The sequence below is a fragment of the Vreelandella halophila genome, from assembly GCF_009856365.1.
Classification (GTDB): Bacteria; Pseudomonadota; Gammaproteobacteria; order Pseudomonadales; family Oleiphilaceae; genus Halospina; species Halospina utahensis_B.
Genome location: NZ_WMEX01000001.1, coordinates 225,374 through 251,223, shown reverse-complemented (window position 1 = coordinate 251,223; position 25,850 = coordinate 225,374). Strand labels below are relative to the sequence as shown.

Genomic DNA, 25,850 nt, shown 5'->3' with positions numbered 1-25,850 from the left:
ATGGCGTTCATCGACAGCCTCGCTGCTATCGAACCGAGCGAATGGAACCGCCTGCAGGGCACACACTCGCCGTTTCTGCGCCATGAGTTCCTGTACGGGCTGGAAACCACGGGCTGCACCACAACGGCAACCGGCTGGACGCCCCACCACTGGATTGAACGGGATGACCAGGGCCAACTGATGGCGGCCCTTCCCTGCTACCGCAAGCACCACTCATTCGGCGAGTACGTGTTCGACTGGGCCTGGGCAGAGGCCTGGGCCCATTACGGGCGCGATTACTACCCCAAGCTGCTCAGCGCGGTGCCCTTCACGCCCTGCGAGGGCCCCCGCCTGCTGCTGCATCATGACGCGGACGGTGCCAGTACCGGATTCCGCAGTACGCAAGCTGTTCTGGCGGAGTTGGAAGGCGGCTCGTACTCCAGCTGGCACCTGCTGTTCCCGGATGCGGAATCACAGCACCATCTGGATCGCGACCAGTGGCTGCGCCGCCTGAGCTGCGAATTCCACTGGCACAACCCGGGGTTTGCCGACTTCGAGGCCTTCCTGGCCACCCTGAAATCGCGCAAACGCAAGCAGATCCGGCGGGAACGGCGCCTGGTCGCGGACCAGGGCATTGAATTCCGCCACTACTCCGGCCGCAACGGCATTCCGGAGAACGCGCTGGAAGCTTTCCATGTCTTCTACCAGGCCACCTATCTCAAGCGCGGCCAGCGCCCCTACCTCAACCGGGATTTCTTCCAGTACCTGGCGGACCGCATGCCGGAACAGCTCACCCTGGTCATGGCTGTCCACCAGGGCCACTACGTGGCCGCTGCTCTCTTCCTGCACGATGAGCAGCGCCTCTACGGCCGGTACTGGGGCTGTCTCGAGGAGTACGATCAACTCCACTTCGAGGCCTGCTACTACCAGGGCATCGACCTCTGCATCGAACGGGCGCTGAGCCGCTTCGACGCCGGCGCCCAGGGCGAGCACAAGCTCAAGCGCGGCTTCCAGCCGGAGCTGTTCGAATCCTTCCACTGGGTGGGCGATAAGCAGCTGAGGCCAGCGGTCGCGGATTTCTGCCGACGCGAGGCGCAAGCCATCAGGGCCTATACTGAAAAGGCAGCTCAGGAGCTGCCTTTTGTATCGTCTTCGACCTCTCCCGGCCCCGGGAGTTCGAACTGATCAGCTAGTCAGAAGCACCCAGGCCAAGTCGCTCACGCACGCCCGGCTCAAGGCTGTCCAGCCCTACGGCCCTGCCTTCCTCCAGGGCGATTTCTGCCGGAACGCCGACTTGATGCCGGTACAGGGCCCACATCGCCCCCGCGCGGTTACCACTGGCGCAGTGCATGAGGATGGGGTAGTTGCCCTGTTCCGAGACGATTCTGGCGAACTCATCCACCTGGTCCGCCGTGGGTGGCCCCCCAGATACGCTGATGCCGTGGAACCCCAGTCCTGCATCACCGGCCGCGTCACGCTCATCGCTCAGCCCCTCTTCTGGAGTGAGGAGGCTGACCACGGTTCTGAACCCCATCTGCTTCAGTTCCGGCATAGCACCAGCAGACACATGGCCGCCTGTTCCGATGTACGGCGACGGCCGGTTGTAATTGGACACAGCCTGTGTCATGACATCGCCGAAAGGCGCCATCCCAGCATCAATGCTCGTATCAAATGGCTGTCCACGCTGTGACGCGCCCTGACTGATGGAGGACTCATCAGGCGACTCATTCCAATGGTGAACATGGGAGCAACCTGACACGCCCAGGCTGATGCTGAGCGCCAAACCCAGCATTAAGGCTGGCTTGGTCAACTGGTTCGTCTTCATAGACCTCTTCCTCTCTTTGAAAGTTTGACTAATTCTTTGGCCTCACCAGAAGGAGGCCAATCCGGGGCAGCTGAGCTGGTGCCGCGACCGCCCCTGGCACCTCCGGTCAGAATGCAAACACCCGTACTTCAGGATCCCGCATCAGGGCGGTCATCTGGGAAGGTTTGGCCACAGAGACACCATCCGCAAGATCCGACTCCATGTATTCGCTGTTAGGCAGATAAAGTGCGCAGACGGAGACAGATGCCCCTTTCTCCACGAGCCCATTCAGCATTTGAGCCGGCGTAACCTTTTTAGGCTCGAGGGCTGTGTTGCCATCCTGGTTAGCGAGCGCGAGGTCGCCGGCGGCGTCACACAGCAGCACCTCAACCTCAGCTCCCTCCTGGGCCATGGTGTTACCCAAAACCATTGCCATTCCCTGAGTCTGTGGCGAACTGCTTGAAAGGATGATCATCACCTTCCCAACAGCTCCATCATGGCCCGACGCAGAGACGCTCATGGGCAAACAGACCATCAGCGCAAGCACCACTGTCCCAACCGTTCTCTTGATCATAGTGTCCCCCCTTTCAACGGTTGCCGGCCTTGCAGGTGCTGATCCCGATCAAGCTGTAAGCCGGGCAATTGCCCATAGCAGCCGTCGCTAGAGGAATCAGACCGATCAGGCCCCATGCACTTTCAGGTCCGATAAAAACCAGGGCGACCAGAACCACCCCGACTATGGCACGAATGCTGCGATCCAAAGCACCGATATTGACTGTCATGACTCAATCTCCCGAATTTGTAATCCTTAAAGGAATATTGTTATTCCTTCAAACACTATGCTGCGCCTTCATGCTGCGGAATTCAATCCGACTTTCATTGAGCCAAGCTATCAAAGGCAGAGGCTTAATATTTCGATTAAGTCTATCGTTATAATTATTAGAATGTTCTAATAGTGAAATAGGTGACCAACCGTGCAGAGGTGACGACGCTATGAATAGCCCACAGGTACAACACTTTTTCGACGAACCCACAAACACATTCAGCTACGTGGTTCAGGACCCTGACAGCAGGGCCTGCGCCATCATCGATTCGGTATTGGATTTTGACTACGCGGCGGGACGCACGGACGTGCGGTCGGCTGACGAGATCATCCGTTTCATCAGAGACAATCAGCTAGAAGTTGAATGGATCCTCGAAACCCACGTCCATGCTGACCACCTCTCTGCCGCCCCCTACCTGCATGAGCAGCTGGGTGGCCAGACAGGCATCGGCCATAAGATCATGGAAGTTCAGGATATTTTTGGAAAAGCCTTCAATGCGGGAACTGAGTTCGCCCGTGATGGCAGTCAGTTCGACCGGCTTTTCAGTGAAGGGGACACCTTTACCATCGGCAATCTCGAGGCGAGCGTTCTGCACACCCCGGGGCATACCCCCGCGTGCCTGACATACGTCATTGGCGATGCCGCCTTCGTTGGCGACACCCTCTTTGCCCCTGACGCCGGTACCGCGCGCTGTGATTTCCCGGGGGGAGACGCGCATACCATGTACCACTCAGTCCAGAAGGTGTTGGCTCTGCCACCAGAAACACGCATCTTCCTCTGCCATGACTATAAGGCTCCGGGTCGTGATGAATTTGTCCACGAGACAACCGTTGCCGAACAGCGTGAACGCAACATCCATGTCCGCGAAGGCATCAAAGAGGATGAGTTCGTGAAAATGAGAACCGAGCGTGACGCGACACTGAACATGCCGCGCCTGATCCTGCCCTCAGTCCAGGTCAACATGAGAGCCGGCGAGATGCCGCCCGCTGAGGACAATGGTCAGGTGTACCTCAAGGTCCCCGTCAATCGCTTCTGACTCATAACCATTGGCCAGTCACACTGACAGTAACCAAGAGATCAAGGGAGAAACCGACCTATGGCACTTCGACTTGGCGACACAGCGCCGAACTTTTCCGCCGAAAGCACTAAAGGCACAATCAACTTCCATGACTGGATCGGCGATTCCTGGGTATTTTTCTTCAGTCATCCAGCTGACTTCACGCCGGTGTGCACCACGGAAATGGGTCGTACCGCTCAGCTCGCGGAACAGTTTGCTGAGCGCAATGTAAAGCCGCTGGGGCTTTCCACCGATACCGCGGAAGAGCATCTCAAGTGGATTGAGGATGTCGATGACACCCAGTCCTGCAGCCTGGATTTCCCCATCCTGGCGGACGCCGACTGCTCAATCGCCCAGCTGTACGACATGATACACCCCGGGGAAAGCGAAACGGCGGCGGTCAGAAGTGTTTTCATCATCGATCCGAACAAGAAAATCCGCCTGACGATGACCTACCCGATGACTGTAGGGCGGAATTTCGATGAGATACTTCGTGCCATTGATGCCCTTCAGACCAGTGACGCAAAGAGCTGTGCGCTGCCGGCAGACTGGCGTAAAGGTGATGAGTGCATCATTCCGCCCTCCATCACCGATGAACAGGCGAAGGAAATGTTTCCAGAGGGCTGGCGCGAACTGCGCCCGTACCTGCGCATGACCAAGGTCTGATCATTCCCGTTCGCATTATGGCGGTCACCCTGAGGGGGGCCGCCGATATGCCCTTTAAACAGCTCTTTTCGTTACATAGCCCTTCCTGCCGTCAGCGAAATGACCCTATCCGCCTCAATAAAGGGCATTGAGTCGTGCAGCATAAGCACAACGCTGCAACCGCTGAGCCAGTGCTGAATGCCTTTCCAGACTCGCTCCGCTGTCGCCTCATCAAGCCCCGTGAAAGGCTCATCAAGAATGACGATCGGCGCCGAGCGCAGCAGCACGCGCGCCAGCGCAAGACGTCGCCCCTCACCGCCGGAGAGCTGCCCTCCCCCTTCACCAACAGGTGTCTCAAGACCACAATCAAGTGACGCCACCAGCGGCGCCAGGTCTACCGCTTCAAGAACCCGCCAAAGCCGGCTTTCACTCGCATCGGCATCTCCCACCCGGAGGTTGGCGGCTACCGATTCATTGAAAAGATGAGCATCCTGGGTCAGCAAGCTGATGCGCTCACGCCACTCGCTGAGCGAAAACAGGGCGCCGTCATTACCATTGACCATCACCTGCCCATCGTCTGGTGATGTCAGGCGGGCCGCCAATGAAGCCAAAGTGGACTTACCACTGCCTGACGCTCCCGTTATAACCAGCCGCTCTCCCGGTGAGACCGAGAGACTGAAATCCTCGAAAACGACCGGCGCACCGCGGGCAACACGGATATGGGACCAGGTCAGCGTGGGATTTTCAGGCAAACCAACCTCCGACGGTTGGCCTGATGAGTCTGGCTGGGAACCGTCCTGAGTGTTGAGGCGTTCGGCAGCCGCTTCCGTCGCTCCCAAGCGCATGAACGCCCTGGGCAGCGGCAGGAACCCTTCAGACAATGCCATGATAACCAGAGGAATAAGGACCATCACGGCGCCCGAGATCTGGCCCGCCTGCCAGGCCTGGGACGCGAACAGCAGCAGGGCCGCCACCAGCAGGTGGATCACCAGCGTATTCAGCGCCTGCCCACTGATGGCCGAGGTCTCCTGCTGCATCTGACGGTATCGCTGGGCGTTGTCCTCACCCAGCAGATCATTCTGGTCGCGTGACAGCAGTCCCGCTGCGGACAACTCTGCCATCCCTTCAAGTTCGGTCAGGGCGTGACTGCGCAGCCGCTCCGCGGCTTCCATTTCCGCTGCACCATGCCGCCGCGTCCACCAGGCCATGCCCAGCGTCACCACGCCAAGCCAGGGCACGAGCACAGCCAGCACCACCAGTGACAGCGCCGGGGCAAACACAGCAATCAGCCCGGCTGCCCCCAGGCTTCCTGCAAGCGCTACCAATGGCGGCGCGATCTGACGCAGGTAGAGATTGTCGAGCGTGTCCACGTCGCTGACCAGCCTGTTCAGAAAGGCCGCCGATCCCAAACGCTTAGCGCTGTATGCCTCGGCCCTGAGCAGTTTGCGGAAAAGCTCCACCCGGATATCCGCCAGCAGCCGGAGTACCACATCGTGATTGACCAGACGCTCAAAATAGCGGCTCGCCGTGCGCGCCAGCGCAAAGAACCGGATTCCCCCTCCCGGCGCATAGAGGTTCAGGCTGGCATTGAGCCCGGCGGCCCAGGCCAGTGCGGTAATGGCGGTGGCGGTAATGAACCAGCCAGAGAGAGCGAGAAGTCCCAGACCCGCCATCAACGTTGCGGCCATCAACACAAGACCCACTGCCAACTGCCGGCGATGACGCTGGAGCAGGCCCAGCCAGGGTCGGAGTTCACGCATGATGAGTGCTCCCCAATGCCAGATGCTGGTCTCCCAGCGCGCGCAGCGCCGGCTGATGGGAGGCAATCACACAAAGACGCTGCCCCCCTATGATCCCTCTCACCCCTTCAATCACCTCAGCCTCGGTTGCTTCATCGAGCCCAGCTGTCGGCTCATCCAGCAGCATCACGGTGGACGAGGTGAGGAAAAGACGAGCCAGAGCCAGACGCCGCGCCTGACCGCCTGAAAGCCCCAGGCCCCCCTCGCCGATCCGGGTTGAAAGCCCCTCAGGAAGCCCATCCAGGACAGACCTGAGCCCTACCCGATCGATCGCCTCCAGCATCGCCCCTTCGCTGGCCTCTGGCGCGGTCAGCCTCAGGTTCTGACGCCAGCTCCCGGGCACCAGCCAGGGCCTCTGCCCCATCCAGCCCACCGGCATCGATCCCGGCGATTGCCCGCGGATTCTGGCCTCTCCCTGTGAGGGCGCCATGAATCCCGCCAGAACCGCCAGCAGCGTGGACTTCCCGCAGCCTGAGGGCCCCGTCACAACAAGCGTCTGCCCGGATGGAAGCTCGAAATCCAGATCACTCAGCACCTCACGCCCATTCGGATAGCGCACGCCCAGTCCGGACACCCGGATGCCTGAGCTGTCAGGCTCCTGGCGTTGTGCTTGCGCCGCCTGCGGGACCAGACTGTCGCTGGCAACCAATCTCGCACTCAGGTGAGCCGCTGCCCCCAATGCGGCGGCCCTGTCGTGGTAGTACTGTGACAGCAGCCTGAGCGGCTGAAAGAACTCTGGAGCCAGGAGAAGCACAAAGAGCCCGCTGAACAGGCTCATTTCGTCTGCCGGTCCGAAAGAAATCATCCCCAGCAGCGCGAAGCCGACATAGATCGCAACCGCGGCAATTGCCACGGACGCAAAAAACTCCAGGACCGCGGAGGAAAGGAAAGCGACCCGTAAGGTCGCCATGTTCAATCGCCGGTAATGATCAGTCGCAGCCGCAACATCCTCCACTGCATCCACGCTGCGACCGAATAGCTGCAGGGTCGTCATTCCACGGATACGATCCAGGAAGTGACCGGAGAGACGCGCAAGGGATTCGTAGTGGCGCTGGTTCACACGCTCCGCACCCATCCCGATCAAGGCCATGAACAGTGGGATCAGCGGCGCTGCCGCCAGCAGGAACAGCGCCGCCAACCAGTCCTGAACCGCGACCACGCTGAGAATAATGAGGGGAACGATAACCGCCAGGATCATCTGGGGAAGGAAGCGGGCGTAGTAGCCATCGAGCGAGTCAACCTGCTCAGTCCACTCACTGGACAGCCTGCCGGAATCGCAGCTACTGAGGCCAACTGGCCCCGCACTGGCCCAGGCATTCAGAAGTGCCCGGCGCACCTGACGCCGCACCCGGTGACTGGCCTGCAGACCGGCCATCTCCTGACCCCACTGCCCAATGCTGCGCACGACCACTGCCAGCGCCAGTGCGGCACCAGTGGCGACAAGGGTTACCGGCTGGTCGTGGACGATAAGACGATCCACGAACCAGGCCATCAAACCGAGCTGAACCACCATGGCCAGCGCCTGTACAACGCCCGCGATGACCCCCAGCGCAAGATACCCTCTGGCATCCCGCGCCCATTGGCTCAGCCATCGCGCGCCGGCGCGTGGATCAGTGGTAGCCGTCACCGGCCCTCACCTTGCCCCGGAAAACCCAGTACGTCCATGCGGTGTAGGTGAGCACAATCGGAATCACGAACAGCAGTCCCAGAAGCAGGAACAGCTGTGACTCCCAGGCTGATGCCGCGTCATAGAGCGTGATTTCAGGGGGGACAACATAAGGCCACTTGCTGACCAGAAGCCCGAGATAGGTGAAGACGAATAATCCCATGGTCGCGACAAACGGCGAGCCCTCGCGCTTGTGCGTAACCCCGTGCCAGATCCGCCAGGCGAAGAACAGTGCCAGCGCCGGAAGCACCCAGATCAGGTGCAGGTTTGAGAACCAGCGTTCATAGACAGCTTCATCCACGAACGGAGTCCAGAGGCTGATAACGCCAAACACGGCCAGCACGATCATAAGCAGAGGCCGGGCCATACGCCGGGCCCAGGCCTGCGTCGTGCCTTCGGTCTTCATAATGGTCCAGGTGCTTCCGAGCAGCGCGTATCCGGCTACCAGGCCCAGACCTGTCAGCAAGGTAAAGGGTGTAACGAAGTCCAGAGGCCCACCGACGTAGACACCGTTGGCCGTATTGATCCCTTCAATGTACTTGCCAACCACCATGCCCTGGGCAAAGGCCGCCAGAGTTGAGCCCCCCGCGAAGGCAATATTCCACAGATAACGCGAGCGGTTGGCCTTGAACCGGAACTCAAAGGCAATGCCCCGGAAAATAAGCCCTGATAGCATCAGGAAAACGCCCAGGTAAAGCGCCGGCAGCATGATCGAGTAGACCATCGGGAACGCCGCCAGAAGACCGGCCCCTCCCAGCACCAGCCAGGTTTCGTTGCCGTCCCATACCGGCGCAACCGAGTTCATCATCAGGTCACGGGACTCTTCATCCGGTGCCAGCGGAAACAGGATGCCAACCCCAAGGTCAAAGCCATCCATCAGGACATACATGATCACGCCAAACGCGATGATTCCGGCCCAGATCAGTGTCAGGTCAAACGGTTCCATCAGGCGCGCCCTCCTTCGTGTTCAAGCGGCACATGGGCAGCGGAAAACGGTCGTTTCGCCCGTTCCACTTCTTCTTGATCAAGATCGCTGTCGTGACCGGCATCCTCGACACCGCTTTCAAACAGCCGTCCGAGGTAGTAGAGCCCGGAGGTGAAGACCAGGGCGTAGACAACGATGTAACCGATAAGCGTGAACAGTGCCATGCCACCGGTCAGGGAGGGCGTTACCCCCTCTGCCTGTGTCATCTGACCATAAACCAACCAGGGTGCGCGGCCGATTTCGGTGACAAACCAGCCCGCGAGCACAGCCACAAAGGGTGCTACGCCCATCGGAACAAGCCCTTTGAGGAACCAGCGACTGCGCCAGTAGCGGCCTCCGGGACGCAACAGGAGACCAGCGATTGCGAACGCGATCATCAGCATGCCAAGACCAACCATGACACGGAACGACCAGAAGACGATCGCGACCGGCGGCTGCTCCTCTCTAGGCACCGCAGAAACACCGGGGACAACGCCGTCAGTGTCGTGCTTCAGGATCAGGCTCGCGAGGCCGGGGATTCCGACCTCCCAGTGATTGGTCTGTGCCTGCTGGTCCGGCCAGGCGAACAGAAGCAGCGGGACGTTGGACGAGGTCTCCCAGTTGCCTTCCATCGCCGCCACCTTAGTGGGCTGGTGCTTGAGGGTGTTGAGACCATGAAGGTCCCCGACCCACAGCTGAGCGGGCGCGATCACCAGAAGAAGCCAGAGACACATGGACAATGCACGCCGGTTGGCTTCAACCTCGCGCCCTTTCAGGAGGAACCAGGCACTGAGGGACGCCACCACAAACCCGCCCGTCAGGAATGACGCCAGCCCCATATGGGTAAACCGGTACCAGAATGACGGATTGAATATTGCCTCACTCCAGGAAACGACCTGGTGCATGCCGTTTTCCATCACGGTTCCCGCCGGGGTATGCATCCAACTGTTCGCGGAAAGAATCCAGAATGATGAGATGAAGGTGCCGATGGCCACCATGAACGAGGCAAACAGATAGATACCGGCCGGCACCCGGTCACGCCCGAAAAGAAGGATCCCGAGGAACGCAGCCTCAAGGAAAAATGCCGTCACCACCTCATAACTCAGAACGGGTCCGAGAAAGTTGGCCGTAGCCTGGGAGAAGTTGCTCCAGTTCGTCCCGAACTGGAACGACATGACAATCCCCGAGACCACCCCCATACCGAAGACCACGGCGAAGACCTTGATCCAGAACTTTGACAGGCGCGTGTACAGCGGATTGCCCGATGCGTAGGCACATGTCTCAAGAAATGCGATGAACGAAGCCAACCCGATCGTGAACACCGGGAATATGGCGTGGAATGACACCACGAAAGCAAACTGTATGCGTGACAGAAGAACGGGATCGAGATCCATAAAGCCTCCGCAAGGACGGGATCACAGTGGTTATCGATTTCAATTTTGGCGATCGTGCAGCCAGGAAACAAAGGTCAAACAGACTTTCCAGCTCCGCCATCACCCCCAAGGGCCTGCCAGGCCTCATAGGTGCTCAGGAAAATGCGTCCGCTGAGCTCATGGGGGAGATCGGAGTTCTTGAGCCTGTCCATGACCGGCCCCTTGACTTCCGCCAGATGCAGGCGCACGCCGGCATCGCTGAGCCGGCTGTTGATCGCCTCCAGGCTCTCCAGCGCGGAGGCGTCAATGATGTTGACTGCCTGGCAGGTCAACACCAGATCACGCAGTTCCGGGCGCCGGGCAACCAGTTCCAGAACTGTGTCTTCAAGGTAGCGGGCATTGGCGAAATACAGGCTCTCATCGACCCGCAGCAGCGCCAGATGGCGGTCCGTCTCCACATTATGGCGCTCAACGTTGCGAAAATGCTCGGTTCCAGGAACGCGCCCCACCACGGCACTATGGGGTTGGCTCGTGCGGTACAGATGCAGCCCCAGCGAGAGCGCCACACCGGTCAGAATGCCGCTCTCGACACCGTGGAACAGTGTCAGCGCCAGCGTCGCCACCATCGCTACGCCATCCACTCGGGAATAGGCCCATGTGCGGCGGATGGCGGGCAGATCGATCAGGGTACCTACCGCGACGATAATGGTCGCCGCCAGCGTTGCCTTGGGCAGGAAAGCCAGTGGTGTGGTTAGCAGCAGCGTGGACAGCGCAATACCCAGCGCGGTGAGGGCACCGGCCAGAGGCGTGACAGCCCCAGCGTCAAAATTCACTACCGAGCGGGAGAAGCCTCCCGAAACGGGTGAACCACCGCTGACCCCAGCACCGATATTGGCAACACCCAGGGCGATCAGCTCCTGATTCGGATCGATCCGCTGACGCCGTTTGGCTGCCAGGGTCTGCGCTACTGATACCGACTCGACGAACCCGACCAGGCTGATCAGTACCGCGGCCGGAAGCAGCGTGGACCAGAGCTCACCATCGAGGCTCGGCATCGCCAGAGAAGGCAGGCCGCTGGGGACCTTTCCGACCAGCTCCACGCCCTGAGCCTTGAGATTGAACCCCCAGGCAAGGAGCGTCGTCACGATTACCGCCGAGACCGGAGCAGCTTTGGCCATCAGATCCGGGGCCTGACCTGGCAGACCCAGCTTCTGCAGGCCAGTTCGCAGGTGACGCCGGCACAGCACCAGATAGAGCCAGGCACCGCCACCAATCAACAGAGTCAGACCGCTGATGTTGTCCATCCCCTGCCACAGGGCCGGCACGAGTTGAACCAGGTTATGTCCGGAGGCCTCGACACCAAAAATATGGCGCAGCTGGCTTGCCGCTATAAGGATTCCAGAGGCGGTTACGAATCCCGAAATCACCGGATGGCTGAGAAAGTTGGCAAGAAACCCAAGCCGCAGAATCCCCATACCGACCAGAATCAGGCCGGAAAGAGCCGCGAGCACCAGGGCGCCAGCCACATACTCCGGTGTCCCAGCCTCGGCGATGCTGCCAAGCGCCGCGGCAGTCATCAGTGAAGCCACCGCCACCGGTCCGACCGCCAGCGTCGCGGATGTGCCGAGCAGCGCGTAAAGCACCAGCGGCAGCATACTGGCGTACAACCCCACCTCCGGTGGCAGCCCCGCCAGCATGGCGTATGCCAGTGCCTGAGGCACCAGCATCAGGGTGACGATCACAGCTGCTATGGCATCACGCAGGAAGGTATCGCGCCCGTAGCCGCGCAGCCAGCCCGCCAGCGGCAGCCATCGTTCCAGATTCATGCCTTATCAGCTCCCAGTGAGGTTGGGGTCGTGTCCCGCCGTTCCGGACGTGCCAGCCACTCGTGACCTTTGAGTGACAACTGCCAGTAAATCCAGGGCAGCTGCCCAGCCTTCAGCCACCAGGCGAGGCGGGTGGGTTTCGTACCGTCATTGATCCATTTCGGAAAAGTCGGCTGAAGCTCACCGCCATAGCCAAACTCCGCCAGCACAATGCGCCCGCGCTCGACCGTCAACGGACAGGACCCATAGCCCAGATAGGCTGCCGGCAGTGGATCCCCGCTGAAGGTAGCCAGAAGGTTCTCGGCGACAACCGGTGCCTGCTTGCGCACCGCCGCGGCTGTCTTGGCGTTGGGCGTGCCGCTGGCATCTCCCAGACCGAAGATGGCCGGGTAGTGGCGATGCTGGAGGGTCTCCGAATCAAGATCCAGCCATCCCCCGTCATTGCCCAGGCCCGACTCGGCGATGAATCGGGGCGCTTTCTGGGGCGGCACGGTGTGCAGCATGTCAAAACGCCGCTCCACCATGTGCTCTCCATCATCGCCAGCCACCGCGAATTGCGCGGTCCGGGACGGACCATCTACGGCCACAAGGCGATTCTGGAACTGGGTATGGATGCCGTAGCGCTCCACATAGCGCTCCAGCGCGGGAACATAATCCTGAACGCCAAACAGCTTATCGCCGGCGTTGCAGAAGTGCACATCAATGTCACCCAACCGACCCTGGCGCTGCCAGTAATGGCAGGACAGGTACATGGCCTTCTGCGGTGCACCGGCGCACTTGATCGGCATCGGAGGCTGTGAGAACAGGGCCGTCCCCTTTTTCAGCGACTGCACCAGTGACCAGGTGTAGGGCGCCAGGTCATAGCGGTAGTTGGAGGTGACCCCATTGCAGCCAAGCGTGCCACTGAGCCCCTCGATCGCATCCCAGTCCAGATCCAGCCCGGGCGCGACAATCAGCCGCCGCCAACCGAGGACACGACCATCTCCCAGCGTCACCTGACGATGCTGCGGCTCAACGCGGCTGGCGCTGGTGCGGTACCAGCTGACATCCCGCGGCATCACGCTCGCCATCGGCCTACGAGTGGACTCGGGAGAGAAGACGCCTCCTCCGACCATCGTCCATCCCGGCTGGTAGCTGTGTACCTCCGAAGGTTCAACAATGGCGATATCCAGACTGCGCTGGCGCTTGAGCAGACTGGCGGCAACGGAGATTCCCGCTGCCCCGCCACCGATGATCACGATCTGGTGGGTCGTTGTAGGCGCCGGCGTTGCGGTGTGATCACTCATGGGATGTCTCCAGTTGGTTCACGTCATTCCGGATCGGGGCTACCCCCGGCCGGCTCCAGCAGTGGACGCAGGGTCTCGGGGTCATGCCCCAGAGCCCGCATGCGCTCCAGTACCGTCTCGGGCTGCTCGCCGTCATGGCGGATTCGGGCAAGTGCCCAGAGATGGATGGAACGCCGCCCACTGCGACAGAAGATGAGAAGCGGGCGCGGCAGGGTTTCAAGTGCCTCGTGAAAGGCGGCCACGTCGGCATCCGAGTACTCACCGGTGGCCACCGGGATGCAGGTCCAGGAAAGCCCCAGACTCTGCGCTTTCTGCGCAAGGGCCTGCTCATCATGATCGGCAGACTCAGCAGGCCGCCGGTTGCAGATCAGCGCCTGAAACCCCTGCTGTTGCGCATTCTCCAGGTCTTCAGCAGTCATGGCGCCGGAAAGTCCGACACCATCCTCAACCTGTTGGATCGTCATTGCTGCAACCTCCGTTCAATTACCCCAGGCCGCGCCAGAGAGGGTGTCCAGGGGAATCTTGATGTAGCGCCGACCATTGTCTTCCGGCTCCGGGAGACGACCACCGCGGGTATTGACCTGAAGCGCGTGCAGGATCAGCTTCGGCATTGGCAGCTGGCTATCGCGCTCGTTGCGCATGGCCACATAGGCTTCCCGATTCTGATCCACCAGGTGCTTGTTGCTGCGACGCTGCTCGCCCACCGTGCTTTCCCACTCAGGTTCACGGCCATCAGGCATGTAATCATGGCCCGTGAAGACCCTTGTCTCTTCCGGCAGTGCCAGGATGGCCTGGATGGACTCCCAGAGCTGTTCGGCGCTGCCGCCAGGGAAATCCGCCCGCGCTGTACCAAAGTCAGGCTGGAACAGGGTGTCGTGAACAAAGGCGGCATCGCCGATCACATAGGTGATGGATGCCAGCGTATGGCCTGGCGAGAACATCACCTCCGCTTCCATCTCACCCACGGTGAAACGGTCACCTTCACTGAACAGGCGGTCCCACTGACTGCCATCAGTCGCCAGGTCCGGGAAGTTGTAGATGTCTTTCCACAGCGCCTGCACGGCGGTTACCTCGCTGCCAATCGCCGTTGGCGCGCCGGTTTTGCCCTTCAGGTACTGGGCGGCGGAGAAATGGTCGGCGTGCGGATGGGTATCCAGAATCCATTCAACCGTCAGACCCTGGTCCGCCACGTATTCCAGGATCTCATCCGCGTGATGGGTCCCCGTCGCGCCCGATTTCTCGTCGTAATCGAGCACCGGATCAATGATGGCGCACTGGCTGGTTGCGGGATCGGAAACCACGTACTGAATGCTGAAAGTCCGCGGGTCGTAGAACCCGGCCACATCCGGCTTGCCGGCGCCTGTGCTGCTGGAACGCTCGAACGTTTTCATGTCGGCCTCCAAAGGAATCGTGAGCTTAATGAATTTTTAGCTATTTGGTTATAACGTTAATACCAAATGACATATAAAGCAATGGGGCGTGATTATCGGGACCATCCCCGGACGCTATCGCAGCACCAGGGATGGCCTACCGCCCTCAGAGTTTCGCCATACGCAGATAGGGCCGCAGCTCCTCCCACCCGTTCGGGAAGAGCTCACTGGCCCGCTCGTTTGGAATCGACGGCGGGATGATCACGTCATCACCCTGATTCCAGTCAGCGGGAAGCGCGCAGGTGCGGTTATCGCTGGTCTGCAGTGCATCGATGGCACGCAGAATCTCATCGAAATTGCGACCCACGGTCATCGGGTAGGTCATGGTCAGACGGATCCGCTTGTCCGGATCGATGATAAAAACACTGCGCACCGCGGCCGTCTCACTCTCGCCCGGATGGATCATGTCGTAGAGCCGCGCGATATTGAAATCCGCATCCGCCAGGATCGGAAAATCAAGCGTGGTGCTCTGCGTGTCATTAACGTCCTCGATCCACTTCAGGTGCTCTTCCGCGGTATCAGTGGAAAGCCCGATGGGTTTCACGCCCCGGCGCTCGAACTGATCGGCCAGCTGCGCGGTCCGCCCCATTTCAGTGGTACATACCGGCGTGAAATCCGCAGGGTGGCTGAAGAGGAAGGCCCAGGAATCGCCAATCCAATCATGGAAGTGGATGGTTCCCTTTGTACTCTCTGCCGTGAAATCCGGCGCTGTATCGCCAAGTCGAAGTGTCATGGTGTTTCCCCTGTGCACTGTGATTACTGATGGTTTCTGGAGAGTCGACGCCGGCTGTCGCTGTCTCCAGTACGCGAATCATAGGGGGAAACTTTTTAATATGCTATATGAGTATAACGATAGAACTATTAGGTTTTATAAATCGCTCGGAAGTCCCAACCACACCTTTTTCTTGACCTCAAAACTGTCTATTTATACAGTTTTGAGGATGAAGGGACGGGCCAGCCAGACCAATATCCCGCATCGGTTCGAGGCCCGCGTCAGCGAGCCATGGGCCAATGAGGCATCGTCTCCCGAAGCAGAGGGAGCGCCCCCTACCACCATCCAACCGGTGGCAGCGCGCTCGATCATCAGCCGGAATGAATCGCCGGATGTACCCTTCAGCCAGTCCGTAAACCCTTACCAGGGCTGCGAACACGGGTGTATTTACTGCTTTGCCAGGCCTTCCCACGCCTACCAGGATCTGTCACCGGGGCTGGACTTTGAGACCCGGATCCAGGTCAAAACCAACGCGCCCGACAAGCTTAAAGCGGCTCTGGACCACCCCCGCTATAAGCCCACGCCGATTGCTCTGGGCGTCAACACGGACGCCTACCAGCCAGCAGAGAAGAATCACCGGATCACCCGCCAACTGCTGGAGATACTGCTCGAATACCGTCATCCGGTGTCCATCATTACCAAGAGCGGACTGATCCTGCGGGACACAGACCTGCTGTCGGAGATGGCGGCAATGGGGCTGTGCTCCGTGCGGGTCTCGCTGACGACCCTCGACAACCGACTCAAGGGCCAGCTGGAGCCCAGGGCCACAGCAGCGGCCACGCGGTTACGGGTGCTGCGTGAACTCAGTGCTGCTGGTATCCCCACCGGGGTTCTGACCGCCCCCATCATCCCGTTCATCAATGACCACGAAATGGAATCCATGCTCACCGCAGCGGCGGAAAACGGCGCACAGCGCGCCAGCTGGGTGCTGCTGCGCCTACCCTACGAGGTGACGCCGCTGTTCGAGGACTGGCTGCAGCGTCATTACCCGGACCGGGCAACACACGTCATGAACCGTATCCGCGATCTCAGGGGCGGCAATACCAACAGCAGTGAGTGGGGACAACGGATGACGGGCACGGGCGTTCTGGCAGGACTCTATCGGCAGCGGTTCGAGCGTCAGTGCCGTGCGGTGGGGTTGAACGTGCACGAAGAGGAACCGCTGGACACCGGATTGTTCCGGCGCCCAGGCGGTGAGCAGATGGGGCTGTTCTAGACGTAGAAGTGCAGGTCTTCCTGCGCCTTGAGCAGATCCCGCATCGTGATGGGGTCGTCCCCGAAGAAGAAGACCAGCCCCCAGTGTGTGCCGAAGGCTGACCGGTCCGGTACCGTTTCCTCTTTTGGTTCGACCAGTTCGTGAGACTCGAAGTACGGATGTTCCGTGGTCTCTTTGGGCATTTCCAGCCTGCTGACGACACGATGGCGCGGGTAAACACCAAAGCACCCGGCGTAGCCCCTGGCACCTTCCACTTCTTTCGGGAAGAAGTTTTCCACCTCTTCCCTGGTGCTCTTGGGATCGAACACCAGCATGGACGCCTGATAGGCGCTGAACCCGTAAGCCCGCTCAATCAGTTCGAACGCCTTGAACCCGGGTGGACGATAGGCGATCTCACCAAAGTACATTTCGCCATCGGCGGTCACAAAGTACTCCGGGTGGATCAGGCCGAACTGGATATCGAAGGTCTTGATCAGCTTCTCGATCTGCTTGGTGATCGCGTTGCGCCAGCTTTCCAGCTCCTTGGTGGCGGGCACAAAGACCGAATACCCCAGCGTCACGTACTCAGAGATGTTGAGGAACTGGATCTTACCATCGTGGATCCAGGCCTCGACCGCGAACTCCCAGCCATCCAGGTGGCTTTCCATGAGCAGCGGATACTCTTCGTCCGGTATGTGCTCGATCTCTTCAAGCGTGCGGATCATGCGGTGCCCGAGGCAGCCGGCCTTGTCGAAGGCTTTGACGTGAATCGGGTCATCCGGGTCACCGTCAAGCTTGAGCAGCGTCTGGTTAACGCGCTTCATAAAGCGGACGATGTCGTCCTTTTCGTGGGCTTCCTCGAAAATCCCCACGCGTATACCACCCAGCTGGGCGCGGCGCTTCATCAGCGCCTTGTCCCGGAACAGGATGGACTGACCGTACATGCGCGGGTTGTCCATGAGCACTGAGTTGATCGCACCCGACCACTCAACGGTTTCCTCAAACAGGGGTATGGCGACATCAACCCCTTCTTCTTTCAGCCGCTCGGCAATTTCCAGCGAACGGTCGTTCAGACGCTCAAAATCCCAGGAAATGAATGGAATCTTGTTGGCTTCGCAGAAATCAGCGGCCCACTCGGGGGCGACCACGATGTAGCGCCGATCAAACTTCTGGGCGGCTTTAATGGCGTTGACGCTCCAGCCCAGCAGTGCGATGTAGCCCTTATTCGGGTCTTTGGGTGTTTCCGTTCCGCGTACCGAGTCCAGTGTCGGATCAGTCCAGCCGGAAACATCCCGGGTTGTTGTTGGAACTTGTGATTCGCTTGGCATACATTATTCTCCTTTTGCTTTGCGCAAGAAGCTGACGCCAGGATTGGCAGCGCCAGCATTCGACAAGCAGGCTTATGGGGTCAGCTAACGCCCTTGGGCCCAACTCGTTTGGGCCAATTGCATGGCCCGATTGACTTCATCGGCTGGAATATCGTTCGGTTCGCCCTTCTCAAGAGGGTCGTAGTGAAACACGTACAGTCGTGACGCGAACTCGGCCACCGGCAGCGAGGCTTCACCATAGAGCTCGCCGTGGCCCTGGGTCGAGGTCACAATAGCCTGGCCCCAGTTCTGCCCGCTGTCGTTATTCGGGTTGAAAAAATAGACGCGCATGGTCTTATCTGTATCCAGCGCAAGCCGCTGGATGGTGATCGCGTGCCAGCCGAGAAAGCGCGTGGCACTGTCGGTGACCGCAATACCGGCAGGCTGTGGATTGATGACCGGAATATTGCCGTTGTAGAAGGGGTGGTAAGCCGCGTAAAAGTCGCGGATAAACCCTTCAAAGTCCTTCAGGCCGCCGGTGAACACATCCACCGCTATACGGAATCCGTGACCCACACGATCACCGTGGAATTCGGCGTTGACCCATTTATGCGGGTCCTCTCCGCGCCCGGCGCTGCGACGCCCCATCTCGAAGTAGATGCGATCCAGGTGTGGCACGGTCAGCAGCGACACGGCATCCACATCCACCGGGGGCTCGGCGGCCAGGCCGGCGCCCAGCTCCCGCGACGAAACACTGTTGCCTTCAAAGCGCATCACCACCTCGTCGTCGCGAGCCGCCCAGGCCAGGATCCGAAGCAGTTCCTCCGGCATGCTGTACGCCCACATGGACAGGGCGCGGGTCGACTGGCAGGTGGGATAGTTCCCCTGCCCTACGCCCAGCGGACGTCCAAGCACATTGAGCACGTCGGCAAGCAGAAAACACGCCGGTGAGCGGGCGCTGCCAAAAACCGCCACCATCTTCCGGGCGGCCGCGTCACAGAGGGACAGCCGTATCTGGCGCCACAGGGAGGGGGCTACCGGAGGCGCATAGAGAATACCCCGCTCAAGCATCATGGCCAGGCCATAGGCACACTGGCTGGTCTCGGGAAACACAGCCTCATCAATCAGGGTGTGGATCAATGCCGGGTAGCAGTGAAACGCGTCGGCACCCGTGTAACTCAGGCCCAAAGCTGTCGGAATCAGGGCGTTCCAGCGGCCCCGCAGGTAGCGTATAAACACCGGCATGTAGGCCGACACCAGCCCAGTGCTGTGCATGGCCTGGGCAAAGGCGATGGCCTCCTGCAACAGGGCGGCGTCGTCCATGTCCGCCAGCCGTTCCGAATAGACCTCGAAACCGGGATCTTCACGGCACGCTTCGGTGGGGCTGAACACGGCGTTGATCAGTTGCAGCGCGTCGTCGCCAACCTCACTGCCCAGTGCATCCGGTTTCTGCACGCAAACCGCGATCTGCGTCACCATCTGTTTGACGCCCTCCACCTGGACCGGGCGCTGTTCCAGAATCCGCCAGACTTCAGCCACCAGATGCTCCAGAAGATTCTCGTAGCCCAGGTGCCGGAGCAGGTAGTGATAGAGATTCTGAACCGCGTAACCCAGCTCATTGGGCCGAAGCCGGTCGCTTTCCTGCAGATCGCTGACCACCAGATCCAGATTCATGGCCAGGACCTGGGCGAGAAAGTGGTGGGCGTGTTCCGCCGAAATCGACGGATGGATGTAATCGCCTTTCGCTACCGCCAGAAGCCGAATCTGGCTCAGACTCTCCACCAGCGTTGCGGTGGGTTCGCCGTAACGCACCGTGCGCACGGCCAGTGAGGGCACCAGCGTCTGGGGATAGTCCCAATCACTGCCGCCAAAAAACCCCGCGCTCTCAATGGCGGGCACGCGCTCGTAGAGCGTCTCCAGGCCTCCGGGACTGAACATCAGGGGCTGTGCGGCCTCAATCACCTCGAAAACCGGCGAGACGCCTTCAACGGCATTGACCTCAGCAAGGCGGCTGATGGCCGCGTCGAGTGTCGTCACCAGCGCCTCTGGGGCGCCGTCATACTGCCTTTCGGGTTCATGTTCAGCTCCGTGCACTCCAGGCGCCCCCCTTTTGCCGCCACATTAGGCCAGCCACTGTTAGAATGGGAGTCGCATTACTACCTAGCCCATTGAACCGGCATACAGCGCTCGACTGCAACCGAATGCATCCACTACCCATCGACTCCCACCGTACACGCTTCATGGAAGCCCTGCAGCAGGGCCACGCCGTTGTGACCGCGGACACCGGCTCCGGCAAGTCCACCCGCCTGCCCGTGTGGGCCTGCGAACGGGGAGCCACCCTGGTGATCGAACCCCGGCGGGTAGCCTGCACCGCACTGGCTGGCTTCCTCGCCCGGCAACAGGGGACGGCCCTCGGTGAGGGCATTGGCTACGCCGTTCGGTTTGATGTGCGCTGCAACAGCGACACGCCACTGGTTTTCGCCACCCCCGGCATGGCGCTGCGATGGCTGGGCGAAGGCGGACTGCGGCGATTCCGGACCGTTGTACTGGACGAATTCCACGAACGGCGCTGGGACACCGACCTGCTGCTTGCTCTGCTTCAACACCAGGGCGAGCATCATCTCGTTGTCACGTCAGCGACCTTCGCGGCGGAGGCCGTAGCCCGCCATCTACAGGCGCCATTGATCGAGGCGGAAGGGCGGCGGTTCCCGGTGACCCTCCAGCATGAGGCAAAGGATGAACGCCAGATGCCCGAAAGCCGACATCTGGCGGAACGGATGGCCCGGGCCATCAAGCGGGCGCTCAGTGAGACCCACGGGCCAGTGCTGGCGTTCCTTCCGGGCCGGGGCGAAATCCGTGATACGGAGCAGGCCCTGGTCGATCCCGGCGTCCCGGTACTCACCCTGCACGCCACCGTGGACGCCGAATCCCAGAAAGCGGCACTGGCCGAGGACGGTGGCCAGCGCGTGATCCTGGCCACCAACGTGGCCGAAACCTCCCTGACCATCCCCGGCGTGACCGCCGTGGTGGACTCCGGCCTGGAGAGGCGCACCCACCAGCGCAACGGCCGCACTGTGCTCAGCCTGGCCGCCATCAGCCAGGCCTCAGCGGACCAGCGCAGTGGCCGGGCTGGACGCACCGAAGCAGGTACGGCCATCCGCCTCTGGGGCCGCGGCGCACCGCTGGAGGCCACCACCGCACCGGAAATCCAGCGTGAGGAGCTGACCGAGCTGGTGCTGGCCGCCGGCTGCGCCAACGCCCCCGCTCACTGCCTGAGCTTCCCTGACCCACTGCCGCAGAAAGCCCACAGCAAGGCGCTCGAGCAGCTCCAGCGCATGGGTGCCGTGGATGAAGACGGCGTTGCGACCGACTACGGCCAGCGCCTGTTCCAGCTCCCCATCGACAGTTTCTTCGCGCACCTGATCTCGGCCATGCCGGATGCCGACACCCAGGGCGCCATGGCGGATCTCACGGCCGCACTGAGCACCCGCCCACGCCTGTTCCGCTTCCCGGACAGGGAAGACCAGCGCCGCGCCCTGGGCGACTGGCTGCCCGACCCCTGCGACGCCACCACACTGATCGCTCTGTTGCGGAACCGCCCACCGGCGCCACTGAGCGTGAACAACCAGGCCCGCCAGGAAGCCCGCCAGCTTGCCGGGCGCATTCGGGACGCCCTGGCCCTTCCGGGCATCCCCGATGATCCGGTCAGCAACCCGGACCACCTGCGCCGGGCCATTGCCCGTGCGGCTCCGGAGCTGGTTTTTGTCCGCCGCGAGAAGCGCCGCCAGGCCATGGGCAACGACGCCCGCGAGGTTCTCCCGGATGAGGCCTCCAGGCTGCCGGAAGACGCCGAGGCCGCACTGGTGCTGGACGAGCACAGCACCCCCGGCAAGCGCGGCCACCGCCAGACCATCACCATCGCCACCTGTCTGGCCCCGGTGCCACTGGCCATTCTGGACGAGCTGGACCTGGGCGAGGTCCGCTTCGGGGAGATGCGCCTAGAGGATGGCGAGCCCCGGGTTCGCCGCGAACGCCTTTACGCCAACCGGGTGGTCAGCTCGGAGGATACGACCCCCGCTGGCTCGGAGCTGCGCAACGCCCTCGCCGAACTGATCCTCCAGGGCCAGCTGCTCACCCCTGTTGGCGACAGGGTCCAGGCGGATATCCAGCAGTGGGCACTGTACGTGGCGCTGGGTCATGGGGAAGGCGAGGTTCCGGAATCCGCCCAGCAGTGGCTCTGTCAGCGTCTGCAGGCGCTGGGCGTGGAGGAGCCCGGGGATGAGAGCCTGCTTGAGCCCGGGGACCTCGCCTTTGAGGGCATTCCGGAATGGGAACGCGAAACCTTCGACCGGCGTTACCCCCGCCGGATTTCGCTCGGGGATCTGGTCATGGATGTAACCTATGAACCCACCGCCCGGCGCATCACCCTGGACTACCGCCACGGCCCCCGGAAAACGCCCCCGAAGCGCTGGGAACTGCCCAGTTGGAAGGGCTGGAAGATCCGTTACCGCCGCGCCAGCAAGGTGGTTACGGTACAGTGAACCCGGTTCCACCCCGGCGCCCAGTGTGGAACAATGACGTCTTTCACGAGGAGGGGGTCCGATGGTAAGACACTGGCTGACTTGGCTGTTCTGCCTGCTCATCCTGCTTCCGGCAGGGGCGGGTGCATCACCGCTGACCGAAGGACTCGACACCCGGAACCTGGAACTCGCCTCCGTTCACTCAGCCGTGGTTGACCTGGAGACGGGCTCCCAGATCCATGGCAAACATGCCCAGACCCCGGTTCCCATCGCCTCGATCACCAAGGTGATGACCGCGCTGGTGGTCCTGGAATCCGACGAGCCACTGGATGAATACCTCACCATCCTGGAGCGGGACCGCCCGGCCCCGGTCAACGCCTACTCCCGCATCCGCATCAATTCCGAAGCCACGCGCCGGGATCTGTTGCGCATCGCGCTGATGTCTTCCGAAAACCTGGCGGCCCATCAGCTGGCGCGCCATCACCCCGGCGGCTACGATGCCTTCATCGAGGCAATGAATCGCAAAGCCACTCTGCTCGGCATGAACAACAGCCGGTTCGTGGACCCGGCCGGGCTGTCGTCGAAGAACCAGTCCACGGCCGCGGACCTGACACGGCTGATGCGTGCGGCCTGGAAAAATGAGACCCTGCGCGAGCTGTCAACCACGCGTTATCATACCGTGCACTTCCGCAGCCCGCGCTACCAGCTGCGCTACGGCAACACCAACGTTCTGGTGCACCGCCGGGGCTGGCCGGTGCGCCTGACGAAGACCGGCTACCTGAACGACGCCGGGCGCTGCCTGATGATGGTGACCCGGGTGGATGACCGCCCGGTGGGCATGGTGTTCCTGAATTCCTTTGGGAAACACACCCCGCTGGGCGACGCCGGGCGCGTGCGGCGCTGGATCCGGACGGGCAAAAGCGGCGCCATTGCCGGTGCCGCCAAACGCTATGAACGCAGACAGGTCCAGGCCCTCAGGGCCCGCGAGACCCAGACCGCCGAAAACACCCACAAGAACTCAATGGAGACCGCGCAATGACCGGACTGTCTCTCTCTCTGCATGCCCTTGCCGCCGTGATCTGGGTGGGTGGCATGTTCTTCGCCTATATGGCCATGCGCCCGGCCGTGGTGCGGGTGGTGGATCCCTCCCAGCGCCCGCTGCTGTGGTGCCACGCCCTGTCGCTGTTCTTCCGCTGGGTCTGGGCCGCGGTGGGCATCCTGCTGGTCACCGGTTACGGCCTGATCCACGCCTACGGCGGCATGGGCAGCGTCAACTGGCACATCCACATGATGCACGGGCTCGGCCTGCTGATGATGCTGCTGTTCCTGCACATCTTCTTCGCTCCCTACAAGCGCCTCAAGCAGGCCGTAGACAGTGGCGACATCGAGGAAGGCAAGCGCCGGGTCGGCCAGATCCGCAAGTTCGTGGCCATCAACCTGGTCATCGGCCTGATCGTAGTGGTCATCGCCACCGGCGGGCGCTACTGGTAACGATAGCGGTAGACCCGCGTGGCGTAGAGATCCGGGAGCTCGCTGACCGTCTCGGGCTCACGTCCACGCAGGGCAAAGCAGTGGCTGATCACCCAGCGCACCGACCCCGGATCTCGCTCCAGCCGCTGCTGTACCGCCTGCATGCCCTCTGGCATCAGATAGCACAGAAGCACCTCGACGCCCTCAAGATCAGCCTGCCGGAAATCCCGCCTGTAAAACACAAGATTATCCAGCCGCATCAGCCGCGCCAGTAATACGGACACAAGCCAGGGAAAGAACGACACCTCGTAGCCGACCACCCGGGTCCGCGGGAAGCGCCGTGCAAAGTGGATGGCAAGCGTGCCCCAGCCCGACCCCATGTCCACGATGGCGCCGTCTGGCTGCTCAGGGACCAGTTCCAGCATCGCTTTCGGTGCCCGGCCCAGACTGGGCATCGGCGGCATGCCCGTGCGAAGGGTCGACCACAGGATGGACGCCCCCACCACCAGCACCACGGCAAGCACCACCAGAGCCGCTATCTCCACGGAACGGCCGCTCCCCGCTTCATATAAAGCTCAGCACTCATCCGGATTCCGACTCCCGCCAGTTTTCGGCCACATCCTGCCCCCGACCCTCATTCACCGGCAGCACTGTCACCATGGCCAGCACGAACAGCACCAGGCAGAACAGAATGGCATCCGCCAGTCCCAGCGCCCACTGGATCAGCCCCAGACCCAGGATACCGACAATGGCCGCCAGCTTGGAGGCGGTACCCCAGAAACCGAAGAACTCCGCCGCCTTGCCCGTGGGCGTGAGCACGCCCACCAGTGCCCTGCCGGCGGACTGGGCCGAGCCCAGGCTGAGCCCGGCCAGAACTCCGGCCACCAGGAACACCTCCTGGGCCTCGAAGCTCAGTCCGGCCAACCGCTCAAGCAGCAGGGTCATGTTGGGGGTCTGCCAGATGGCCAGTATGGCCACCACCCAGAGCCAGAGCGTGATGAGGTAGGTCCGGCGCGCGCCCCAGTGGCCCTGGAGCCAGCCGAACAGCAGCGCGCCAATGGCGGCGGTGATCTGGACGGTGATGAACATCAGCGTACGCGTGGCCTCGTCCCAGCCGATCACCTGGGAGCCGTAGATGAACGAGAAGCTGACGATGATGTAGATCCCGGCCATTGAGAAGAAGATCGAGACCAGCAGCCAGCGCAGGTCCCCGAACTGGTTCACCACCCGCGCTGTGGCCAGAAGGCGGTTGATGCCCAGCCGGGTCAGCGACCAGCCCTCGGGCACCACACGGGCGTCGCCGCGCTCGCGCACCCAGAGGAAGGTGGGAATCGCCGCGATCAGGAAGAACACCGCCGCAAAGGGCCCGACCCAGCGGATGGTGTCGTAGTTTTCCGCCGTAACCTCCCCCAGAAAGGCGAGAGTAAAGGCCGTCGCCACCAGCCCGCCGATGTAGCCCAGACTCCACCCCAGCCCCGAGATCCAGCCCAGTGCCTCGCGCGGGCCCAGATCCGGCAGGAAACTCGAGATGAAGCCCTCGCCGATGGCGTAGGCGAAATTGGAGATGATGATCAGCACCATGGCGATGGTGATCCAGCCCGGTTCCACGAAGTACAGCAGGCCGGTCGCCACCACGGTCACAAGGTAGCTGGCAAACAGGAAGCGCTTGCGTGAACGGGTGTAATCCATGACGGCGCCGCAGACCGGATTGGCTACCACCACCAGCCCATAGCTGACTGCCAGCGCCAGGCTCCAGAGGAAGTTCCCCAACCGGTAGTCAGGGCCGTCGCCGACGATCACACGGGTGAACAGGTCCCCGAACACCACTGTGATGATCAGCAGCGTGTAGGCCTGGTTGGCGAAGTCGAACATCGCCCAGCCGAAGATCTCACGGCGCGGGGCGCGGGTCTGTGCGTCCATCAGGGTGCCTGGA

The 25,850-nt window shown here is 61.5% G+C and carries 23 protein-coding genes; 7 read left to right on the top strand and 16 right to left on the bottom strand.

All coding sequences use genetic code 11. The features are described 5' to 3' along the window. Complete coding sequence (locus GLW01_RS01075; RefSeq protein WP_160897840.1) at positions 1 to 1,164, top strand: GNAT family N-acetyltransferase; 1,164 nt, start codon at positions 1 to 3, stop codon at positions 1,162 to 1,164. A gap of 4 nt (positions 1,165 to 1,168) precedes the next feature. On the opposite strand, the gene GLW01_RS01070 is transcribed toward GLW01_RS01075, so the two are convergent. The 3 genes from GLW01_RS01070 to GLW01_RS01060 all read right to left on the bottom strand — a co-directional run bounded on the left by GLW01_RS01070 (position 1,169) and on the right by GLW01_RS01060 (position 2,565). Next, a complete protein-coding gene (locus tag GLW01_RS01070; RefSeq protein ID WP_160897839.1) occupies positions 1,169 to 1,606 on the bottom strand; it encodes a fused DSP-PTPase phosphatase/NAD kinase-like protein in 438 nt (145 codons plus the stop codon). 304 nt (positions 1,607 to 1,910) lie between these two features. Further along, positions 1,911 to 2,357 carry a DsrE family protein gene (locus GLW01_RS01065; RefSeq protein ID WP_160897838.1) on the bottom strand — a complete coding sequence of 149 codons (447 nt, stop codon included), beginning with the start codon at positions 2,355 to 2,357 and terminating at the stop codon, positions 1,911 to 1,913. Positions 2,358 to 2,370: 13 nt separating this feature from the next. Beyond that, complete coding sequence (locus tag GLW01_RS01060; protein WP_151440999.1) at positions 2,371 to 2,565, bottom strand: YgaP family membrane protein; 195 nt, start codon at positions 2,563 to 2,565, stop codon at positions 2,371 to 2,373. 211 nt (positions 2,566 to 2,776) lie between these two features. Here GLW01_RS01060 and GLW01_RS01055 point away from each other — a divergent pair, with 211 nt between their 5' ends. Both GLW01_RS01055 and GLW01_RS01050 read left to right on the top strand, forming a co-directional pair. Continuing rightward, positions 2,777 to 3,643: an MBL fold metallo-hydrolase gene (locus GLW01_RS01055; protein WP_160897837.1), complete on the top strand. Its 867-nt coding sequence runs from the start codon at positions 2,777 to 2,779 to the stop codon at positions 3,641 to 3,643. Positions 3,644 to 3,703: 60 nt separating this feature from the next. Continuing rightward, entirely contained in the window at positions 3,704 to 4,330 is a 627-nt protein-coding gene (locus GLW01_RS01050; RefSeq protein ID WP_160897836.1) for a peroxiredoxin, read from the top strand. Positions 4,331 to 4,401: 71 nt separating this feature from the next. On the opposite strand, the gene cydC is transcribed toward GLW01_RS01050, so the two are convergent. The 9 genes from cydC to GLW01_RS01005 all read right to left on the bottom strand — a co-directional run bounded on the left by cydC (position 4,402) and on the right by GLW01_RS01005 (position 15,386). Then, complete coding sequence (gene cydC, locus GLW01_RS01045; RefSeq protein ID WP_160897835.1) at positions 4,402 to 6,069, bottom strand: thiol reductant ABC exporter subunit CydC; 1,668 nt, start codon at positions 6,067 to 6,069, stop codon at positions 4,402 to 4,404. Further along, positions 6,062 to 7,735, bottom strand: coding sequence for a thiol reductant ABC exporter subunit CydD (gene cydD / locus GLW01_RS01040; protein WP_160897834.1), 1,674 nt, complete (start codon positions 7,733 to 7,735; stop codon positions 6,062 to 6,064). Before cydD ends, cydC begins: the two co-directional genes overlap by 8 nt. Then, positions 7,719 to 8,720, bottom strand: a complete 1,002-nt coding sequence (gene cydB, locus GLW01_RS01035; protein WP_160897833.1) for a cytochrome d ubiquinol oxidase subunit II — start codon at positions 8,718 to 8,720, stop codon at positions 7,719 to 7,721. Before cydB ends, cydD begins: the two co-directional genes overlap by 17 nt. Then, positions 8,720 to 10,132, bottom strand: coding sequence for a cytochrome ubiquinol oxidase subunit I (locus GLW01_RS01030; RefSeq protein WP_151440994.1), 1,413 nt, complete (start codon positions 10,130 to 10,132; stop codon positions 8,720 to 8,722). Before GLW01_RS01030 ends, cydB begins: the two co-directional genes overlap by 1 nt. 74 nt (positions 10,133 to 10,206) lie before the next feature. Next, on the bottom strand, positions 10,207 to 11,937 hold the full coding sequence (locus GLW01_RS01025; RefSeq protein ID WP_160897832.1) for a SulP family inorganic anion transporter: 1,731 nt from the start codon (positions 11,935 to 11,937) through the stop codon (positions 10,207 to 10,209). Next, positions 11,934 to 13,223, bottom strand: a complete 1,290-nt coding sequence (locus tag GLW01_RS01020; protein WP_151440992.1) for an NAD(P)/FAD-dependent oxidoreductase — start codon at positions 13,221 to 13,223, stop codon at positions 11,934 to 11,936. The genes GLW01_RS01025 and GLW01_RS01020 overlap by 4 nt, the downstream gene beginning before the upstream one ends. 23 nt (positions 13,224 to 13,246) lie before the next feature. After that, positions 13,247 to 13,687, bottom strand: coding sequence for a TIGR01244 family sulfur transferase (locus GLW01_RS01015; RefSeq protein WP_151440991.1), 441 nt, complete (start codon positions 13,685 to 13,687; stop codon positions 13,247 to 13,249). 15 nt (positions 13,688 to 13,702) lie between these two features. Continuing rightward, the gene (locus GLW01_RS01010; RefSeq protein ID WP_151440990.1) at positions 13,703 to 14,614 is read right to left on the bottom strand and encodes an MBL fold metallo-hydrolase; all 912 of its coding nucleotides are present in this window, start codon (positions 14,612 to 14,614) and stop codon (positions 13,703 to 13,705) included. A gap of 145 nt (positions 14,615 to 14,759) precedes the next feature. Beyond that, positions 14,760 to 15,386: a peroxiredoxin gene (locus GLW01_RS01005; protein WP_160897831.1), complete on the bottom strand. Its 627-nt coding sequence runs from the start codon at positions 15,384 to 15,386 to the stop codon at positions 14,760 to 14,762. A 208-nt stretch (positions 15,387 to 15,594) separates the two neighbouring features. Here GLW01_RS01005 and GLW01_RS01000 point away from each other — a divergent pair, with 208 nt between their 5' ends. Beyond that, positions 15,595 to 16,641, top strand: coding sequence for a PA0069 family radical SAM protein (locus GLW01_RS01000; RefSeq protein ID WP_160897830.1), 1,047 nt, complete (start codon positions 15,595 to 15,597; stop codon positions 16,639 to 16,641). Here GLW01_RS01000 and GLW01_RS00995 read toward each other — a convergent pair. Further along, complete coding sequence (locus GLW01_RS00995; protein WP_151440987.1) at positions 16,638 to 17,948, bottom strand: ATP-grasp domain-containing protein; 1,311 nt, start codon at positions 17,946 to 17,948, stop codon at positions 16,638 to 16,640. The genes GLW01_RS01000 and GLW01_RS00995 overlap by 4 nt on opposite strands. 84 nt (positions 17,949 to 18,032) lie before the next feature. Continuing rightward, a complete protein-coding gene (locus tag GLW01_RS00990) occupies positions 18,033 to 19,964 on the bottom strand; it encodes a hypothetical protein (protein ID WP_202405504.1) in 1,932 nt (643 codons plus the stop codon). Positions 19,965 to 20,128: 164 nt separating this feature from the next. Between GLW01_RS00990 and GLW01_RS00985 the strand changes: the two genes are divergently transcribed. The 3 genes from GLW01_RS00985 (at position 20,129) to GLW01_RS00975 (ending at position 23,938) form a co-directional block, all read left to right on the top strand. Beyond that, on the top strand, positions 20,129 to 22,468 hold the full coding sequence (locus GLW01_RS00985; protein ID WP_160897828.1) for a helicase-related protein: 2,340 nt from the start codon (positions 20,129 to 20,131) through the stop codon (positions 22,466 to 22,468). A 61-nt stretch (positions 22,469 to 22,529) separates the two neighbouring features. Next, positions 22,530 to 23,486, top strand: a complete 957-nt coding sequence (gene pbpG / locus GLW01_RS00980; protein ID WP_160897827.1) for a D-alanyl-D-alanine endopeptidase — start codon at positions 22,530 to 22,532, stop codon at positions 23,484 to 23,486. Continuing rightward, positions 23,483 to 23,938 carry a CopD family protein gene (locus tag GLW01_RS00975; RefSeq protein WP_160897826.1) on the top strand — a complete coding sequence of 152 codons (456 nt, stop codon included), beginning with the start codon at positions 23,483 to 23,485 and terminating at the stop codon, positions 23,936 to 23,938. Before pbpG ends, GLW01_RS00975 begins: the two co-directional genes overlap by 4 nt. Here GLW01_RS00975 and GLW01_RS00970 read toward each other — a convergent pair. Together GLW01_RS00970 and GLW01_RS00965 are read right to left on the bottom strand one after the other, a co-directional pair. Further along, on the bottom strand, positions 23,929 to 24,462 hold the full coding sequence (locus tag GLW01_RS00970) for a methyltransferase (protein ID WP_160897825.1): 534 nt from the start codon (positions 24,460 to 24,462) through the stop codon (positions 23,929 to 23,931). The two genes, GLW01_RS00975 and GLW01_RS00970, sit on opposite strands and share 10 nt — an antisense overlap. Positions 24,463 to 24,499: 37 nt before the next feature. Next, entirely contained in the window at positions 24,500 to 25,837 is a 1,338-nt protein-coding gene (locus GLW01_RS00965; RefSeq protein ID WP_151440982.1) for an MFS transporter, read from the bottom strand. Positions 25,838 to 25,850: the final 13 nt, after the last annotated feature.

Coding starts and splice junctions, on each gene's coding strand:
- GLW01_RS01050 (WP_160897836.1), top strand. CDS start 3,704: ATGGCACTTCGACTTGGCGACACAGCGCCGAACTTTTCCGCCGAAAGC.
- GLW01_RS01010 (WP_151440990.1), bottom strand. CDS start 14,614: ATGAAAACGTTCGAGCGTTCCAGCAGCACAGGCGCCGGCAAGCCGGAT.
- GLW01_RS00975 (WP_160897826.1), top strand. CDS start 23,483: ATGACCGGACTGTCTCTCTCTCTGCATGCCCTTGCCGCCGTGATCTGG.
- GLW01_RS01070 (WP_160897839.1), bottom strand. CDS start 1,606: ATGACACAGGCTGTGTCCAATTACAACCGGCCGTCGCCGTACATCGGA.
- cydB (WP_160897833.1), bottom strand. CDS start 8,720: ATGGAACCGTTTGACCTGACACTGATCTGGGCCGGAATCATCGCGTTT.
- GLW01_RS01060 (WP_151440999.1), bottom strand. CDS start 2,565: ATGACAGTCAATATCGGTGCTTTGGATCGCAGCATTCGTGCCATAGTC.
- GLW01_RS00985 (WP_160897828.1), top strand. CDS start 20,129: ATGCATCCACTACCCATCGACTCCCACCGTACACGCTTCATGGAAGCC.
- GLW01_RS01065 (WP_160897838.1), bottom strand. CDS start 2,357: ATGATCAAGAGAACGGTTGGGACAGTGGTGCTTGCGCTGATGGTCTGT.
- GLW01_RS01000 (WP_160897830.1), top strand. CDS start 15,595: ATGAAGGGACGGGCCAGCCAGACCAATATCCCGCATCGGTTCGAGGCC.
- GLW01_RS01055 (WP_160897837.1), top strand. CDS start 2,777: ATGAATAGCCCACAGGTACAACACTTTTTCGACGAACCCACAAACACA.
- GLW01_RS01015 (WP_151440991.1), bottom strand. CDS start 13,687: ATGACGATCCAACAGGTTGAGGATGGTGTCGGACTTTCCGGCGCCATG.
- GLW01_RS01020 (WP_151440992.1), bottom strand. CDS start 13,223: ATGAGTGATCACACCGCAACGCCGGCGCCTACAACGACCCACCAGATC.
- GLW01_RS01025 (WP_160897832.1), bottom strand. CDS start 11,937: ATGAATCTGGAACGATGGCTGCCGCTGGCGGGCTGGCTGCGCGGCTAC.
- GLW01_RS01005 (WP_160897831.1), bottom strand. CDS start 15,386: ATGACACTTCGACTTGGCGATACAGCGCCGGATTTCACGGCAGAGAGT.
- GLW01_RS00965 (WP_151440982.1), bottom strand. CDS start 25,837: ATGGACGCACAGACCCGCGCCCCGCGCCGTGAGATCTTCGGCTGGGCG.
- GLW01_RS01075 (WP_160897840.1), top strand. CDS start 1: ATGGCGTTCATCGACAGCCTCGCTGCTATCGAACCGAGCGAATGGAAC.
- cydC (WP_160897835.1), bottom strand. CDS start 6,069: ATGCGTGAACTCCGACCCTGGCTGGGCCTGCTCCAGCGTCATCGCCGG.
- GLW01_RS00995 (WP_151440987.1), bottom strand. CDS start 17,948: ATGCCAAGCGAATCACAAGTTCCAACAACAACCCGGGATGTTTCCGGC.
- pbpG (WP_160897827.1), top strand. CDS start 22,530: ATGGTAAGACACTGGCTGACTTGGCTGTTCTGCCTGCTCATCCTGCTT.
- GLW01_RS01030 (WP_151440994.1), bottom strand. CDS start 10,132: ATGGATCTCGATCCCGTTCTTCTGTCACGCATACAGTTTGCTTTCGTG.